The sequence below is a fragment of the Algibacter sp. L1A34 genome (genome assembly GCF_009796805.1).
Classification (GTDB): Bacteria; Bacteroidota; Bacteroidia; order Flavobacteriales; family Flavobacteriaceae; genus Algibacter.
The window spans coordinates 2,136,010-2,152,075 of sequence record NZ_CP047029.1; the positions used below are offsets into that span (position 1 = coordinate 2,136,010).

The following is a 16,066-nucleotide window of genomic DNA, read 5'->3' on the forward strand; positions in this document are numbered from 1 at the left end:
ACCTAAAACATTTTTAATACTATGTTTCTAAAATATTTTTCATACAATGCTATTTTAGTTGTAGGGAAACTATTGTCTTCATTTATTATATCAAAAGTTAGTGCGGTATACTTAGGTCCTTCTGGTTATGCAATTGTTGGTAACTTGAAAAATGTCATACAAGCTATTTTAGGTGTATCCGTAAGTGGTTTTGAAAGTGGAGTAATTAAGCATATAGCAGAAAATAAGAAGAATGATAAGTTATTAAATACCATAATTTCTTCAGTTGTTGTATTTAGTGTAGCAATAGCAATTGTGATTGGTATTGTCTTGTTTTTTTTTGCTAATATTTTGAGTGAATATATATTAAAAGATACTTCTTTAGCATCAATTTTTAAGCTGTTTGGTTGTTTGTTACCTCTAACTTCGTTAAATTTTTTAGTTGTTTACATACTTAATGGAAAGCAAAAACTGAATTTATATGCAAAAATAATTTCTATAACCAATGTTTTAAATGCGTTTCTTACGTTTTTATTAATATATTATTTCGATTTGCATGGTGCTTTACTGGCAAGTGTTATAATTCCTGCAATAAGTTTTCTATTATCTTTTCTATTTAAAGAAATAAGAATTATTTTTTTTACTGTTTATAAAAACATAAAAAATGTTTCGATGACTTTTATAAAGTCTATTTCAATTTATATTTTAATGGCTTCTTATTCATCATTATTAATTAGTATTTCTTACCTTTTAATTAGAAATGAGATTATTGGAAAATTAGGAATAGATACTGCTGGTTTGTGGGAAGCCATGAATAAAATATCTATGTTTTATATGGTTTTTTTTTCATCCCTATTTACATTATATCTTTTGCCTCAGTTAGCCATTAATAAAACAATTAGTGGGTATTATTCCATAATGAAATCATATTTTAAGTATTTAATTCCCTTAACATGTGTTGGTTTTTTGTGTATACTACTTTCTAGATCTTTATTGATAAAAATTTTTTTAACGGATGCTTTTCAATCGATTGAACAATTTTTTTATTTACAGTTAGTCGCGGATTTTACCAAAATTATTGCGTTTTCATTGGCTTATCAATTTCATGCTAAAAAGATGGTTAAGTTTTACTTTATAACAGATGCGATATTATATATATCTTTTTACCTTTTAAGTTTGTGTTTTATACGCTATTTTGATTTACAAGGTGTTTTTTATGCCTATGTTATTAGTACTATATGTTATTTGGTATCCGTATCGCTGTTCATCTTTTTTAACAACAAAAACTATTTAGAAACTCAATGAAAAACAACCTAAAACGTATTTTAATATTAAGCCTTCCACTATTGTGTAAGTACATGTTTTTATTATGCTTTATGGAATGGGATTTATTTAGTCATGAAGATATAATAGAAGATTTGTGTTTTTTCTTAGTAATAATATTGTTATTTAATAACAGGTTATTGAAACCACAATATTTAACAGATATTTTATGCTTTATATATGTCTTTTATTTTGTTTTAGAGACCACATCTTATATGGCGGTTTCATCAAATTTTACGTCGTCATATATGTATCTTTTAATAGAATCTAACCCTTCGGAATTAAAGGAGTTCTCATCATCATACTTTAATATTCCTATTGTCATTTTTATTATTTCATTTATAGGTTTATTTTTTGTGATAAGAAAAATAGATTTTAAGAAAAAAAACAGGTTTCATTCCGTTATAGGTGTATTTGGAGTTATAGTAATTATTGCTGTTTTGAAACTAACTGGTTTAATTGAGAGCAATGCTTATCACAATGTAGTAAGAGGCACATACGGTTATTTTGAACATCAAAATAGTATGAAGTTTGATTCTGTTGTTGATAAGGATCAAATTATGATTAATTCCAATAACGAAGTTTTAGTTATTGTGTTAGGTGAATCTACAGCTAGAGGTCATATGCAAATTTATGGATATGAAAGAGAAACAACACCACTTTTAAGTTCAATAAAAGATAGTTTATATATATATAACGATGTTATTTCCACAGATGTGATAACAACAAAAGCCTTACCGCTTGTTTTAACCTCAGCTTTTAATGGTGGAAAGGAAAAAAGTGTGATTAATATAATAGACGTTTTTAATAAATCGGGATATAAAACCTATTGGTTATCAAATCAAAGACCAATAGGGTTTTATGATAATAAAGTTAGTGAGTTAGCCTCTTTCTCAAGTTATGTTAAGTTTTTAAATCATAGGGATGAAGTTAAAACCACAAGTTATGATGAAGTATTATTGCCAGAGTTAAAACGTACTTTAAACACCAAAGGAAAAAAAGTCGTTTTTATACATCTAATAGGAACACACTTCAACTATAAAAATAGATACCCAAAGGCATATAATAAATTTAATAGTGTTTCTGAGACATCTGAAAAAATAAATGTGATTAACCAATATGATAATGCAGTATTTTATAATGACTATGTAGTATGGTCAATTTTAAGCGATTTGAAGAAAGTAAACGCTAAGTCTGCCTTTATTTATCTATCGGACCACGGAGAAAATGTATATGATAACGGAACAAATTTTTTAGGAAGAACTGAAACTAATTTAAAACCAGTAATGTTTGAAATTCCTTTTATTATTTGGACTTCAAAGGATTTCGAATTACCTATAGATTTTGAATATAAACCAGGCAGAAAATTTATGGCAGACCATACTTATGAGAGTATCGGACATTTATTTGGTATAAAACATATGGATATGGATTTTAGTAAAAGTATTTTCAGCACGTCTTTTAAAGAACGAAAAAGAAATGTTGTAAATGGCATAAATTACGACACCTATTTTTTAGAAAATAATGAATAAAAAAATTTGTTTACTTACAGATAGCTTATCTTCAGGTGGTGCCGAAAAAATGGTAGCCAATATGTCCTTGTCTTTAAGTAAAGCGGGATATGATGTGCATATTTTGACTATGATTAATGATGTCAGTTATAATTTTGCAGGAAAACTGTATAACTTTGGCTTAGTTAAAGAAAAGGAAACTAAAGTAAAAGCATTTTTTAAGTTGAAAAGCTTTTTTAAACGTCATAGTTTTAATGTTATTATAGACCATAGAATGCGTGACAAATTTGTTAAAGAATTTTTGCTTTCAAGCTATGTGTTTAAAAACTTCAACATCGTTTATTGTATTCATAGTTATGAATTGGCTTATTATTTTTCTAAACATTTAGCGATTTCATTAATGAAATTTCAGCATGTAAAAAATAGAAAATTTGTAGCTGTAAGCCTTGAAATTAAAAACCAATTAAAAAACCAATTAAAAACAGAAAGTACTTTAATTTATAACTATACACTTGAAAGTCAAACTAAACTGCCAGAGTTAAAAGAAAACAAAATCTATGGTAATTATATTATTGGAGTAGGCAGGTTAGAAAAAATTAAACAATTTGATGTTTTAATTAATTGCTATAAAAATTCTAAGTTAAGTCAAAATAATATTAAACTTTTAATATTTGGTAAAGGTGCAGAAGATGATAATTTGAAACAACTAATTATTAATTTAAAGTTAGAAGGACAAGTTGTTATAATGGGTTTTGATAAAAATGTATTAAGTTTTATTGAAAAAGCTAAGGCATTGGTATTATCGAGTAAACATGAAGGTTTTGGGTTGGTGTTAATAGAAGCATTGGCTGTAGGCACTCCTGTCGTGTCCTTTGATTGTGAATGCGGCCCAAGAGAAATAATAAATCACGAAGTAAATGGTCTATTGGTTGAAGATCAAAATCAAAAAGAGTTATCTAATAGTATAAATAGACTGTTGGATGATGATTTGTATTCTAAATTAAAAGTAGGTGCTATTGGTTGGAAAAACCCTTTTTCTGAAGAAAAAATTATAAATCAATGGACTCAATTATTAGAAGGTTTTTAAATAGATTTTTTTTAATAAATAAAATATAGGAATCGGTAAATGATATTTAATACTTTGAATATTAGATAAATTAGCAGGATCTATTTTTTCTTTATAAAGGGTTACAAGCTTATTGTTTTTTTCCATTTTGAATAAAACTACAAGCTTGAAATGAATAAAATCTAAATAGGGTTTTAAATCTTCACAATTTTCATTATTCAGATACTTGTTAAAATCTGGTATAACTTTTTTAAAATTTGCGTTTGGGCTTGTCATTTGGTTTTCAAAAAGTATTCTGTAATATATTTTGGGAGATTCATATATCACAAAATCATATTTTTTTAAAAGCCTAATGTAAAAATCTTCATCTTCACCATAATTAACGCTTTCATCGAAATATCCAATTTCTTTAAAAACTTTTTTGTTTACTACTAAAGAGCTAGGTGAGATATTTGAATTTAACATGTCTAAATAATTGCAGATATGTTTTATATGATTTAATGAAAATTTAGTAACACTCAAATCAGCAGTCGATTTTGGAGTTAGAGTTTTATAGCCCGTGGCAAAAGCACTAAAGTCTTTATAAGTTAAAATCAATTTATGAATTGTTTCTAGATAGTCTTCCCTCCATAAATCATCGGCATCAAGAAAGGCCATGAAATCGGATTTTGCTTTATGTATACCATAATTTCTTGTAGAAGGTAGCCCTATATTTTCATTAGAGTATAATCTAATTCTTTTATCTTTAATCTGTTCAACTATATTTAAACTGTTATCGGTAGAGCCATCATTTATAATGATAATTTCAAAATCGCTAAATGATTGGTCTAATACAGTTTTTAGTGTTGCATCAATAAACTTTTCTTTATTATATAGCGGAATTACAACGGAAAAGAATGGTATCATTTATTCTGTTTTAAATAACAAAAATAACCAATTTTATAAAGGTCGAAAAGTAAAATAGACGCATAAGAAGAATTGAAGTTTTTTAAAAAAAGAGGTTTTAACAAGTTGTGCAATTTATTCGTAAAAGAAACCAATTTTAGTTTTTTTAATATACTGAAAACGCGATAAATTTTTTGATCGTTTTTATCAATTTTAGCATCATCTAGAAGATTGATTAAATTTTTAATAGCGAATTCTGTTTTTTTTATAAATGTATTAGCATCATCGTCTGCTCCATGAATAACAGGATTGTTGAAAAAAAAGGTGTCTATGTTTTTTTTGCTTAAGTTTTGAAAGAACAGGACATCTTCGTATCCATATTCTTTTAATGTTTCATCAAATGAATTTGATGAAAAAACAATTTTTTTTATCATGAAATTTGAAGAACACAGGACTTTATATTCGCGGGTTTTAGTAAATAACCATCTTAGTTTATATGGTTTATTTGGGGGTAATTTAAGGTGGGTCATACCTCCACTTAAAACAACCTTGTCGTTAATAGATAAATATTTTTTAATAAAATCAGAATGTTTTGGAAAGGTTCCAGCATCAATAAAAAGCAACGTATTATATTTTGATTCGTTTGCTAATAGATTTCTTGTAGCACTCCGACCAATATTGATAGGCAATTCTTTAAATGTACAGTGATCAATGGCGTTTATATTTTGGTTTGTGGAATTTAATTTTGATTTAGAACCATCATCAAAAACTAATATTTCAAATTTAACATTACACATTATACATTGCTTGCTTAGTTCTTTAACTAAGGGAGTTATGTCGTAATTGTATGTAGGTATTAAAATTGAAAGCATTATTTTTGAACAATTAGTATGGTTCTAGCGATTTAGAACCATGATATAAGTAGTTGGAATTTTCTATCACTTTAAACCCCTATATAACTCATTCGTATAGAGGAATTGTTTTGGAATTATCGTTTTAAGGCTGTTTTTAATGGAATTATACATACTATCCTTTCCTCTGCACCACCTCATAAACCGCATTCTCATCACATTTCAACGTCTTACTTGGGTATTTTAAAAGTAAAGCATAATCGTGCGTTGCCATTAAAATAGTGTTGCCGTTTTTATTAATGTCTTGAAGTACTTCCATAACTTCAACACTAGTTTGCGGATCTAAATTTCCTGTAGGTTCATCAGCAAGAATAAGCTCAGGATTATTAAGTAAAGCACGGGCAATAGCAACGCGCTGCTGTTCTCCTCCAGAGAGTTCGTGCGGATATTTAAACCCTTTAGTTTTCATATCAACTTTGTTTAAAACTTCATCAACGCGGGTATTCATTTCAACTTTAACTTTCCAACCTGTTGCTTTTAGAACAAATAATAGATTATCGTTTATTGTTCTATCTGGCAGTAATTTGAAATCCTGAAAAACTACACCTAATTTTCGACGTAAAAACGGAATTTCCTTTTCTTTTAAAGTTTTTAAATTGAAATCTACAATATGCCCTTCTCCTTTAGTTAAAGGTAAATCGCCGTAAAGCGTTTTCATAAAACTACTTTTTCCGGTACCTGTTTTACCAATTAAATACACGAATTCCCCTTTGTTTATTTTAACATTAACATCAGAAAGCACTAAACTTTCACCTTGAAAAATAGAAGCGTTTTTTAATTCTAAAATGGCATTCGACATAAAAACAGATTTTTAAAGTGCTGTAAATGTATTATTAAAAACTGAAAAGTTGAAAGTTAAGCAAGAAAATTTTGTGACACGTTTTATGGGTTCAACTTTAATTTTAATTTTGAGACAGATTGTACACAGATTTTTTAAATTTTTAACACCACTATTTATAATTATGGCACGATTATTTCGTTATAGATTTAATATTCAATTATCTTTGATTTTAAATTAAAAAAAGAATTGTTAATGATTAAAAATAATATTTTTTCCCTGTTGGTTGCCATTGGTTTTAGTTGTCAAGTTATGGCACAAAAATCGGCTGTTTATACCAGTAACTTGGTGGAGTATCAAAAAGCATTATCACTTTATAATAATCAGCAATATCTTGCGGCTAAATCATTATTTAGTAACGTCGAGAAAACGGCTAAAGAAGATGTCTTACAGTCCGATTGTGCCTATTATATCGCCAATTGTGCGGTAAGATTAAATCAGCAAAACGCCGATCAGCTTATCGAGAACTTTGTTGAAGATTATCCAACAAGTACCAAAAGGAATACCGCTTTTGTAGATGTAGCCGATTATTATTTCGCTAATGGAAAATACTCTTATGCCCAAAAATGGTATCAAAAAGTAGATATTAATGCTTTAGGTAAACCTGAAAAAGAAAAATTTTATTTCAATAATGGTTATACTGCTTTTACTACTAAGCAATTTAAAGATGCAAAAAAGTATTTAACTAAAGTTGAAAACTCTAAAGAGTACGGATCACAAGCTAAATATTACATTGGTTTTATGGCTTATGAAGGCGATGATTATGATAAAGCAAACGAGTATTTCGAGCAAGTAAACGACCAAGAGCGTTACAAAGAAAAGCTTTCTTATTATCAGGCCGATTTGCATTTTAAATTAGGGAAATTTGAAGAAGCCATCAAATTAGCCAAAACTCAATTGAGTAAAAGTGATACAGATGAAGTTTCCGAGCTTTCTAAAATTATAGGAGAAAGTTATTTCAACCTTGAAAAATATGCGGAAGCTATTCCTTACTTAAAGGAGTACAAAGGAAAGAAGGGAAAAAAAGATCGTGTAGGTAAATGGAGTAATACAGATTATTATCAGTTGGGTTATGCGTATTACAAACAAGGCGATTTTGATAAAGCTGTTTCAGAATTTAATAAAATTATTGGCGGTAAAAATTCTATTGCTCAAAATGCTTATTATCATTTAGGAGAAAGTTATATTAGTTTAGATAAAAAGCAAGAAGCTTTAAATGCTTTTAAGAATGCTTCGGAAATGGATTTCGATTTAAAAATTCAGGAAGATGCTTGGTTAAATTACGCGAAAATTAGTTACGAAATTGGAAACTCATACCAGTCTGCTCCACAAGTATTATCTAGTTATTTAGAGAAATATCCAAATACAAGTTATAAAGAAGAAGTAGAAACGCTTTTAATTGATTCTTATATTACTTCAAAAAATTATAAAGAAGCACTTAAATTATTAGAAGGTAAGCGTAGTTTCGAAAATAAGGTAGCATATCAAAAAGTAGCTTTTTATAGAGGGTTAGAATTGTATAACGAAAATAAATTTAAAGAAGCAGCTGCTCTTTTCGATGGTTCGTTAAAAGAACAACAAGATCAAAGATTTACAGCTAGAGCAACCTTTTGGAAAGCCGAAACCGATTATAATTTAACAAATTATGACGATGCTTTAATTGGCTTTAAACAATTTCAGCACCAAATAGAGGCTTCATCTACACCAGAATTTGAAAATCTAGATTATAATTTGGCTTATACTTATTTTAAGCTTAAAAATTATTCTCAAGCTACAAATTACTTTAACCAATTCATTTCTAATAAAAAGGATGATAAAGTAAGGTTGAATGATGCTTATTTACGCTTGGGAGATGTTCATTTTGTATCTAGTGAGTACAGCAGCGCTATAGATGCTTACGAAAATGCTATTAAATTAAATGAAATAGAATCCGATTACGCATTCTTTCAAAAAGCCATCAGTATAGGTTATGCGGGGAATACTTCAAAAAAAATAAGTGAATTAGGAAGTTTTATTTCACAATATCCAAATTCTAAACTTCGCGATGATGCTATGTTCGAATTGGGGAATTCGTATGTAAAAGCGAATGAAACGGATAAAGCTATGCAAGTTTACGATCGTTTAGCAAGCGAGTATAGAATGAGTTCGTTTGTACCAAAAAGTTTGTTGCGTCAAGGTTTGGTGTATTATAATGCTAGCCAGAACGAGCAAGCATTGGTGAAATTTAAAAAAGTAGCAAAGGATTATGCTGGTTCGCCAGAAGCTGTTCAAGCAGTTGCAACGGCCAGATTAATTTATATTGATTTAGGTCGTGTAAACGAATATGCGGTTTGGGTTAAACAACTAGATTATGTTGAAGTTACCGATGCAGATTTAGATAACGCGACTTACGAAGCTGCTGAAAAGCAATATTTAGATAATAATACAGATCGTGCAATTACGCAATTCAATAAATATTTAAATGAGTTTCCACGCGGATTACATGCTTTGCAATCGCATTTCTATGTAGCGCAACTTTATGTTAAAAAAGATTTATTAGAGAATGCTGCACCACATTATAAATATGTTGTTGAGGCATCGCGAAGTGAATATACAGAAGAAGCGTTATCAAGGTTATCTCAGTTTTATTTAAGCTCAAAAAACTGGAACCAAGCCATGCCGATTTTATCGAGATTAGAAAATGAAGCCAACTTTCCGCAAAACGTAATTTTTGCACAGTCTAATTTAATGAAAGCTAATTACGAATTAGATAATTATAATGAAGCGGTTGCTTATGCCGAAAAAGTGTTGAAAAACTCTAAAATTGATAATAAAATTAAAGCGGATGCTCAAGTTATAATCGCACGTTCAGCTATTAAAACAAACAATGAAGATTTAGCAAAAACAGCATATACACAAGTAGAAAAAGTTGCTACTGGAGAAACTGCTGCTGAAGCTTTGTATTATAATGCATACTTCAAAAATAAGGAAGGGAAGTATGAAGCGTCAAATGTTTCTGTTCAAAAACTAGCTAAAGATTTTTCTGGGTATAAATATTATAGTGCGAAAGGTTTAGTGCTTATGGCTAAAAATTTCTATGCTTTAAAGGATGCTTTTCAAGCTACATATATTTTAGAAAGTGTTATTAAAAACTTTAAGGAATTTGATGATGTTGTTGCAGAAGCTAAAACTGAATTAAGTAAAATTAGGAAAGAGGAAGCTAAAACAAACTCATCTATTTTACCTGAAGATTAATTTAATAAAAATTATTTTCAAAATATAAAAGTTGAAATTTTAGAATTTAATTAAGAAATAAAAATTATATATATGCGCAAGCACATCAATAAACTATTAATTGTTGCAACTACATTAGTCGCAACATTTGGGTATGCACAAAGCAAACAGAATGATACTATAAATACTGGTGTTATCGATGTTGTTAAACCCTACGCGCCATCAATTTCCGATGCTTTTAAAGTAAAAGAAACACCAACTTTAGATGATGCAACTACCGAAACTAAAAAAGATATTAAATACAATATATTTTCGTTTCCTGTAGCTTCGACTTTTACGCCATCTAAAGGAAAAGCGGCAGTTGTAGAAAAAGCAAAACCCGTAAAATTATTCGATAACTACGCTACGCTTGGTGTTGGTACCTATACCACTATTTTGGGCGAGGTATATTTAAATCATGCCATTAGCCGTAATGAAAGTGTTGGTGGTTATGTAAGTCATCATTCATCTGCTGGAGATATCGACGGCATTGAATTTGATAATGGGTTTTCAGACTCAAAAATAAATGTCAATTATGCTAGTCGTATGCGAGATATGGCATGGAATGTAGATGGCGGTTTTCAATACCAAAAATATAATTGGTATGGTGTTCCAGATGGAGAAGTTCTAGCTGCACAAACCAATAATATAGACGTAGATCATACCTTTTACAGTGCTCATTTTGGAGGCGATATCAGTTTCGAAGATACCTATATAAATTCTGGAAGTGTATTTTTTAGACGTTTTGGAGATAACCAAGGTTCGGGTGAAAATAGATTCATTGCAAAAGCAAAAGTAGATGTGCCAGTTAATGGCGAAGAGATTTCAACCAGCGTGAAAATTGATTATTTAGGTGGTACATCCGATCAGGATTTTAATAATATAACGGATGTCGAATACGGTAATTTTCAAGTAGGTCTTATGCCGAGTTATCAATTAATTCGTGACGATTTAACTTTAAATTTAGGCGTTTCAGCTTACTACTTAAACGATAGTAATAGTGGTGAAAATAAATTTTATATCTATCCAAATGTAACAGCAACCTACCGTTTGGTTAGTGATGTTGTTATTGCTTATGGAGGTTTACAAGGTGATTTAATTCAAAATTCTTATTACGATTTTGCAACCGAAAATCCATTCGTGTCTCCAACATTATCTATTGCTCCAACCGACCAGCAATACAATGCTTACGTAGGTTTAAAAGGGAAGTTATCGAGTACTATGAGTTATAATGTTAGCGGAAGTTATGCTTCAGATCAAAACAAAGCCTTGTTCCGCACCAATGCTGTTAGAAATTATTCCGATCAACGTCAATACGACTACGGAAACTCATTCGGAATTGTTTACGATAATATAACCACTTTTGGAGTTTCTGGAGAAATAAATGTGGATATCAATCGTAATTTTAATTTAGGAGTAAAAGCTGAATATTTCAGTTACGATAGTGATAACGAAGCCGAAGCTTGGAATTTACCAGATGTAAAAGGCTCTCTGTTTTTAGATTATCAAATAAACGAAAACTGGTTTGCAGGTGCTAATTTATTTTACACTGGCGAACGTAAAGATCTTTTAGAACTAGAAGGGACTTTTATACCAACAACATCTACGCCGGTAACTTTAGATAGTTATTTCGATGCTAACGCACACGCCGGGTATCATATAAACGAACAGATTTCGGTGTTTGCAAAAGCTAATAATATTGCTAACAATAGTTATCAACGTTGGCAAAATACACCAGTACAAGGTATTCAGTTTTTAGTAGGAGCGACCTTTAAATTTGATTTTCAATAAACACCTTTTTGCTTTCGAGCAAGGAAGGAAATTTTAATAACCATCACCCTGAACTTGTTTTAGGGTTTTGTGTTTTTGGGTGTTATCGGGAAAAGGGATGGGTTTTATTTGGTCATTTTTATTTCAAACATGCCGTTCAATTCCTAACATAGGCAAATCTGCTAAGGCTGTTAATTAATTAGGAGTGTTTACGTAGTTTTTTAGACCAGTAAGGTTTAAAATGAAATTAAATAGATGTCAATCGTGCTAAATAATCAAAATGCTCACCATCTAAAACCAAATCGCAGTTTAAGCCAACAGTTTCACAAGCTAGTTTTAAAGTATCAAAATCGAGATATAACCATTTCATCGCCGTTTCTTTTTCACCTTTATAAGATAAAAAATAGTCTAGTTCACCATAATAATTAGAATTGGTATCCATCCAATAACCGCCATCTTCATCTTTGTACATGTATTTAATATCCGAGGAATCGATTAAAATTTGTCCACTAGTATTCAATAAGGATTTTAAATGTGTTAAATATTTTGAAACCTGCGATAATTCCTGAAAAATCCCAGTACCATTCATTAAAAGTAAAACTGTATCAAAAGTTTTAGTTTCATCTAAAATATTTTTGGTTTCAGCATGTAAAACACCGCGAAGCTTAGCAACTTCAATTGCTCCTTTAGATATATCAATAGCTTTAACTTTAATATCTTTTTCTTGCAAAAACAATGTGTGATTTCCTGTACCACAACCCACATCCAAAACAGAACCTTGAGCTAATTTTAATGCCTTTTGTTCAAGTTTAGGCATCTCTTTAAATTCACGAAATAAATAGGGGAGAGGCAAAACATCATCATCAGAAATACTTGTAGATGTTATAATATCTTCGGTATAATGTCCGTTTTGGTAATCTAATAGGGCTTGTCCGAAAAGGTCTTTCATAAAAAAGCTGTTTTCATTTCCACGAAAGTGAAAAAGGCATCAATTAAAATTGTTATTTTTGCGGTATGCAAGACATTTTAAAACATCTTCCAAAACAGGCCAAAGATAAGCATAACGAGAATAAAAAATTCTTCGCAAAGCTAAAAAAGAAGCCACCAAAAAATTTAGATTATGTTATGCAAGATTTGCATGAACAAGAGTTTAAACGTACAGATTGTTTGGAGTGTGCTAATTGTTGTAAAACTACTGGGCCGTTATTTACAGATAAAGATGTAGATCGAATTGCAAAACATTTTCGGATGAAAACGCAACAATTTATCTCGCAGTTTTTACGTGTTGATGATGAAAATGATTATGTTTTACAAAGCGTGCCATGTACCTTTTTGGGCGCCGATAATTATTGCTCTATTTATGACGTTCGGCCAAAAGCCTGTCGGGAATTTCCACACACCGATAGAAATAAGTTTCAGCAAATATCGAATTTAACCATAAAAAATGTGGCTATTTGTCCAGCGGCATTTAATATAGTAGAAGAAATGAAAAAGCGGATTAAGGTTTAAATTTTACAGGTAAAGGTTATTCTATATTTTATGTAAATCTCAGAATAATAACTTTTTTACTATCTTTAAAACAAAAAACCACTCCCTAAATTGCAAACTTTACTAAACTATTTCGAAACCATACCATCATTACACCGCAGTATAATTTTAGTAGGAGGTTTAGCCTTTTTCTGGATTTTAGAAGGTGCAGTGCCTTTATTTAAATTCAATTATAAAAAATGGCAACATTCTGGACCTAATATATTTTTTACACTAACCACTGTAATTATTAATTTTGCACTAGCCTTTTTACTTCTAAATTCTGCCGATTGGGTTATGGTAAATAACTTCGGGATTTTAAATTGGTTACCAGAAATGCCACTTTGGATGTATATTATTCTTGGTGTATTTTTAATGGACTTTTTTGGAGCGTATTTAGTGCATTTTGTAGAACATAAAGTACCAATGTTATGGATGGTGCATTTGGTTCATCATTCCGATCATAAAGTCGATACCACAACAGCAAACCGCCACCATCCTTTAGAAAGTGTAATTCGGTTTATATTCACATTACTTGGCGTTTTTGTTATTGGTGCTCCTATTGGGATTGTTATGTTATATCAATCGATGTCCTTAGTTGCAACGCAATTTACACATGCCAATATTAAACTTCCTAAAAGTGTAGATAAAATAATGAGTTATGTTTTAGTGTCTCCAGATATGCATAAAGTTCATCATCATTATATGTTGCCTTATACGGATTCAAACTACGGAAATATTTTTTCGGTTTGGGATAGATTATTAGGGACTTATATGGATTTTGATCGCGAAAAATTAATTTATGGCGTTGATGTTTTTCCAGATGAAAAAGCTAACGGGAACATAAAAGAACTCTTAAAACAACCTTTTAAGAAATACGAGAGACCAACGATAATTTCCGACAAGGATTAATAATTTTCTTATTTTGAAACATTTAAAAATTGATATACAAGGGCATCGTGGTTGCCGCGGATTATTACCAGAAAATAGTTTGCAAGCCTTTGCAAAGGCTATTGATTTGGGCGTAGACACATTAGAGTTAGATGTTGCAATTTCTAAAGATAAAGTTGTTGTGGTTACTCATGAACCTTATATGAACTCAGAAATTTGTCTAGATCCTAAAGGAAACGATATCCCGAAAGAAGATGCTGAGAAGTATAATTTATATGGAATGACGTTCGAAGAGATTAAACAATTTGATTGTGGTACAAAACCATATCCTAGATTTCCAAAACAACAAAAAATTAAAACTTACAAACCATCTTTAGATGAAGTTATAAAGGAGGCCAAAAGATTAAATCCTGCAATAAAATTTAACATTGAAATCAAATCGGAACCTGGATATTATGATGTTTTTACTCCAAAACCAAAAGAATTTGTAGCTTTAGTTTTAGAAGTAATAAGTGAAAACAACTCTTTTAATGAAACAAATTTGCAAAGCTTCGATTTACAAATTTTGGAAGAAATAAAAATCCAATCGCCTAAAATGATAGTTGCTCTTTTAGTTGAGGAAGATGAAATTATTTTGGAAAAACTTAATCAAATGAGTTATTTGCCAGAAATAATAAGTCCGTATTATAAATTACTAGATGAAGAAGTAGTAAGAAACCTGCATGCCGAAAACTATAAAGTTATTCCATGGACGTTAAATACCGTAGTGGATATGCGTAAAATGATAAGTTATAAAATAGATGGCATTATTACAGATTATCCTGATATACTCATCAAAACTCTAAACGAATAGTTTGTTCTCTTACTCGTAAATTAAATATTTAGCACGCGTTTTACCGAATGCTTCCAATCCATCAGCCCAAGTTGCTTTAATTTCAGAAGTATTCAAACCTGCTTCAATTTGCTGCTTTAATTTCACTGTTCCTGCTAGTTTTGTGAAAAATGAATTAAAGAAATTTGCTTTATTTTCAGTATTGTTATAAGCCTTTATCAACCAATTTAAGTTAAGAGCATTCAAGTTTTTAGTTTGCGTTAAATCTTCACCATTGCATAATTTATTTTCATATTTGGGATGTTTCGCTCCATGGTTAGGCTTTGGTTTAAATTGAAAAGTAAACGTTTCAGTATTTAAAAACGGGCTTCCAAAAATCTGAAATTGTGTTTCCGTTCCTCTCCCAGCGCTCACGTTTGTGCCTTCAAAGAAGCATAAACTTGGATAAAGGTTTATCGATTTATCGTTTGGTAAATTCGGACTCGGTTTTATAGGTAAACTATATTCTAAATTATGATGGTAGTTTTTTACAGGAATCACCTGTAATTCACATTGAATCCCGTTTTTTAACCACTTTTCACCATTAATCATTTTAGCATATTCACCAATCGTCATACCATGAACTGTTGGTATTGGGTGCATACCCACAAAGCTTTTATGCGCAGCTTCCAAAATAGGCCCATCAAAATAATGTCCGTTAGGGTTAGGTCTATCTAAAATTAAAACAGGAATATATTGTTCGGCGCAAGCTTCCATAACATAATGTAAACTCGAAATATAAGTGTAAAAACGAGCACCAACATCTTGAATATCGAAAACAACTAAATCTAAACCTTTCAATTGTTCTATAGATGGTTTTTTGTTTTTTCCGTAAAGGGAAACAATAGGTAAATTTGTTTTAATATCTAGGCCGTCTTTAATTACTTCTCCAGCATCTGCAGTGCCTCTAAAACCATGTTCGGGTGCAAAAACCGATTTAATATTAATGTTTAAAGCTAACAGAGAATCCACTAAATGAGTGTTGGTATTCCCCTCTTTAGTCTTAAAAATCACACTTGTTTGGTTGGCAACAATACCAATACGTTTTCCTTTAAGTATTGGTAAATAAAGTTCCGTTTGGTTGGCACCAACAACGATGCTTTTATCTTCCTTAACTTGTTTCTGAACATCATCATCTAAAACAGTTAAGTTTTCAGACTTAGATTTCGTGACATTCGCACAAGAAATCATTACTAAAACAAATAATAAAACAGTATTTTTGAAAACATTTAATCGCATAAT

The 16,066-nt window shown here is 30.2% G+C and carries 13 protein-coding genes; 8 read left to right on the forward strand and 5 right to left on the reverse strand.

Features of this window, described 5'->3' with window-relative positions; translation table 11 throughout:
* The first annotated feature begins 21 nt into the window (after positions 1-21).
* From GQR97_RS09200 to GQR97_RS09210, 3 genes are read left to right on the forward strand one after another with little or no spacing between them, the layout of a single operon-like run.
* Positions 22-1,284 carry an O-antigen translocase gene (locus tag GQR97_RS09200; protein ID WP_158847672.1) on the forward strand — a complete coding sequence of 421 codons (1,263 nt, stop codon included), beginning with the start codon at positions 22-24 and terminating at the stop codon, positions 1,282-1,284.
* Positions 1,281-2,834, forward strand: coding sequence for a phosphoethanolamine transferase (locus GQR97_RS09205; protein WP_158847674.1), 1,554 nt, complete (start codon positions 1,281-1,283; stop codon positions 2,832-2,834). Before GQR97_RS09200 ends, GQR97_RS09205 begins: the two co-directional genes overlap by 4 nt.
* The gene (locus tag GQR97_RS09210; RefSeq protein WP_158847676.1) at positions 2,827-3,900 is read left to right on the forward strand and encodes a glycosyltransferase; all 1,074 of its coding nucleotides are present in this window, start codon (positions 2,827-2,829) and stop codon (positions 3,898-3,900) included. Before GQR97_RS09205 ends, GQR97_RS09210 begins: the two co-directional genes overlap by 8 nt.
* Here GQR97_RS09210 and GQR97_RS09215 read toward each other — a convergent pair.
* The 3 genes from GQR97_RS09215 to GQR97_RS09225 form a co-directional block, all read right to left on the reverse strand.
* Positions 3,886-4,785 (reverse strand): glycosyltransferase family 2 protein, encoded by a 900-nt coding sequence (locus GQR97_RS09215; RefSeq protein ID WP_158847678.1) that lies wholly within the window; start codon positions 4,783-4,785, stop codon positions 3,886-3,888. The genes GQR97_RS09210 and GQR97_RS09215 overlap by 15 nt on opposite strands.
* Positions 4,782-5,636, reverse strand: coding sequence for a glycosyltransferase (locus GQR97_RS09220; RefSeq protein ID WP_158847680.1), 855 nt, complete (start codon positions 5,634-5,636; stop codon positions 4,782-4,784). The genes GQR97_RS09215 and GQR97_RS09220 overlap by 4 nt, the downstream gene beginning before the upstream one ends.
* Positions 5,637-5,790: 154 nt before the next feature.
* On the reverse strand, positions 5,791-6,474 hold the full coding sequence (locus GQR97_RS09225) for a cell division ATP-binding protein FtsE (RefSeq protein ID WP_158847682.1): 684 nt from the start codon (positions 6,472-6,474) through the stop codon (positions 5,791-5,793).
* Between the two features lie 234 nt (positions 6,475-6,708).
* Here GQR97_RS09225 and GQR97_RS09230 point away from each other — a divergent pair, with 234 nt between their 5' ends.
* Together GQR97_RS09230 and GQR97_RS09235 are read left to right on the forward strand one after the other, a co-directional pair.
* Complete coding sequence (locus GQR97_RS09230) at positions 6,709-9,747, forward strand: tetratricopeptide repeat protein (RefSeq protein WP_158847684.1); 3,039 nt, start codon at positions 6,709-6,711, stop codon at positions 9,745-9,747.
* A 72-nt stretch (positions 9,748-9,819) separates the two neighbouring features.
* Positions 9,820-11,556, forward strand: a complete 1,737-nt coding sequence (locus tag GQR97_RS09235; protein ID WP_158847686.1) for a TonB-dependent receptor — start codon at positions 9,820-9,822, stop codon at positions 11,554-11,556.
* A 226-nt stretch (positions 11,557-11,782) separates the two neighbouring features.
* Here the strand turns inward: GQR97_RS09235 and GQR97_RS09240 are convergent, their stop codons facing one another.
* Positions 11,783-12,484 carry a class I SAM-dependent methyltransferase gene (locus GQR97_RS09240; RefSeq protein ID WP_158847688.1) on the reverse strand — a complete coding sequence of 234 codons (702 nt, stop codon included), beginning with the start codon at positions 12,482-12,484 and terminating at the stop codon, positions 11,783-11,785.
* 65 nt (positions 12,485-12,549) lie between these two features.
* On the opposite strand from GQR97_RS09240, the gene GQR97_RS09245 reads away from it, so the two are divergent.
* The 3 genes from GQR97_RS09245 (at position 12,550) to GQR97_RS09255 (ending at position 14,806) form a co-directional block, all read left to right on the forward strand.
* Entirely contained in the window at positions 12,550-13,044 is a 495-nt protein-coding gene (locus tag GQR97_RS09245) for a YkgJ family cysteine cluster protein (RefSeq protein WP_158847690.1), read from the forward strand.
* Between the two features lie 90 nt (positions 13,045-13,134).
* Complete coding sequence (locus GQR97_RS09250; protein WP_158847692.1) at positions 13,135-13,974, forward strand: sterol desaturase family protein; 840 nt, start codon at positions 13,135-13,137, stop codon at positions 13,972-13,974.
* Between the two features lie 13 nt (positions 13,975-13,987).
* Positions 13,988-14,806 carry a glycerophosphodiester phosphodiesterase family protein gene (locus tag GQR97_RS09255; protein WP_233267635.1) on the forward strand — a complete coding sequence of 273 codons (819 nt, stop codon included), beginning with the start codon at positions 13,988-13,990 and terminating at the stop codon, positions 14,804-14,806.
* Between the two features lie 9 nt (positions 14,807-14,815).
* Here GQR97_RS09255 and GQR97_RS09260 read toward each other — a convergent pair whose 3' ends face one another.
* Positions 14,816-16,063: an exo-beta-N-acetylmuramidase NamZ domain-containing protein gene (locus GQR97_RS09260; RefSeq protein ID WP_158847694.1), complete on the reverse strand. Its 1,248-nt coding sequence runs from the start codon at positions 16,061-16,063 to the stop codon at positions 14,816-14,818.
* Positions 16,064-16,066: the final 3 nt, after the last annotated feature.

Bases quoted from the DNA above. Each gene is read 5' to 3' on its own strand.
- GQR97_RS09230 (WP_158847684.1), top strand. From the start codon at position 6,709: ATGATTAAAAATAATATTTTTTCCCTGTTGGTTGCCATTGGTTTTAGT.
- GQR97_RS09240 (WP_158847688.1), bottom strand. From the start codon at position 12,484: ATGAAAGACCTTTTCGGACAAGCCCTATTAGATTACCAAAACGGACAT.
- GQR97_RS09235 (WP_158847686.1), top strand. From the start codon at position 9,820: ATGCGCAAGCACATCAATAAACTATTAATTGTTGCAACTACATTAGTC.
- GQR97_RS09200 (WP_158847672.1), top strand. From the start codon at position 22: ATGTTTCTAAAATATTTTTCATACAATGCTATTTTAGTTGTAGGGAAA.
- GQR97_RS09220 (WP_158847680.1), bottom strand. From the start codon at position 5,636: ATGCTTTCAATTTTAATACCTACATACAATTACGACATAACTCCCTTA.
- GQR97_RS09245 (WP_158847690.1), top strand. From the start codon at position 12,550: ATGCAAGACATTTTAAAACATCTTCCAAAACAGGCCAAAGATAAGCAT.
- GQR97_RS09210 (WP_158847676.1), top strand. From the start codon at position 2,827: ATGAATAAAAAAATTTGTTTACTTACAGATAGCTTATCTTCAGGTGGT.
- GQR97_RS09260 (WP_158847694.1), bottom strand. From the start codon at position 16,063: ATGCGATTAAATGTTTTCAAAAATACTGTTTTATTATTTGTTTTAGTA.
- GQR97_RS09205 (WP_158847674.1), top strand. From the start codon at position 1,281: ATGAAAAACAACCTAAAACGTATTTTAATATTAAGCCTTCCACTATTG.
- GQR97_RS09225 (WP_158847682.1), bottom strand. From the start codon at position 6,474: ATGTCGAATGCCATTTTAGAATTAAAAAACGCTTCTATTTTTCAAGGT.
- GQR97_RS09215 (WP_158847678.1), bottom strand. From the start codon at position 4,785: ATGATACCATTCTTTTCCGTTGTAATTCCGCTATATAATAAAGAAAAG.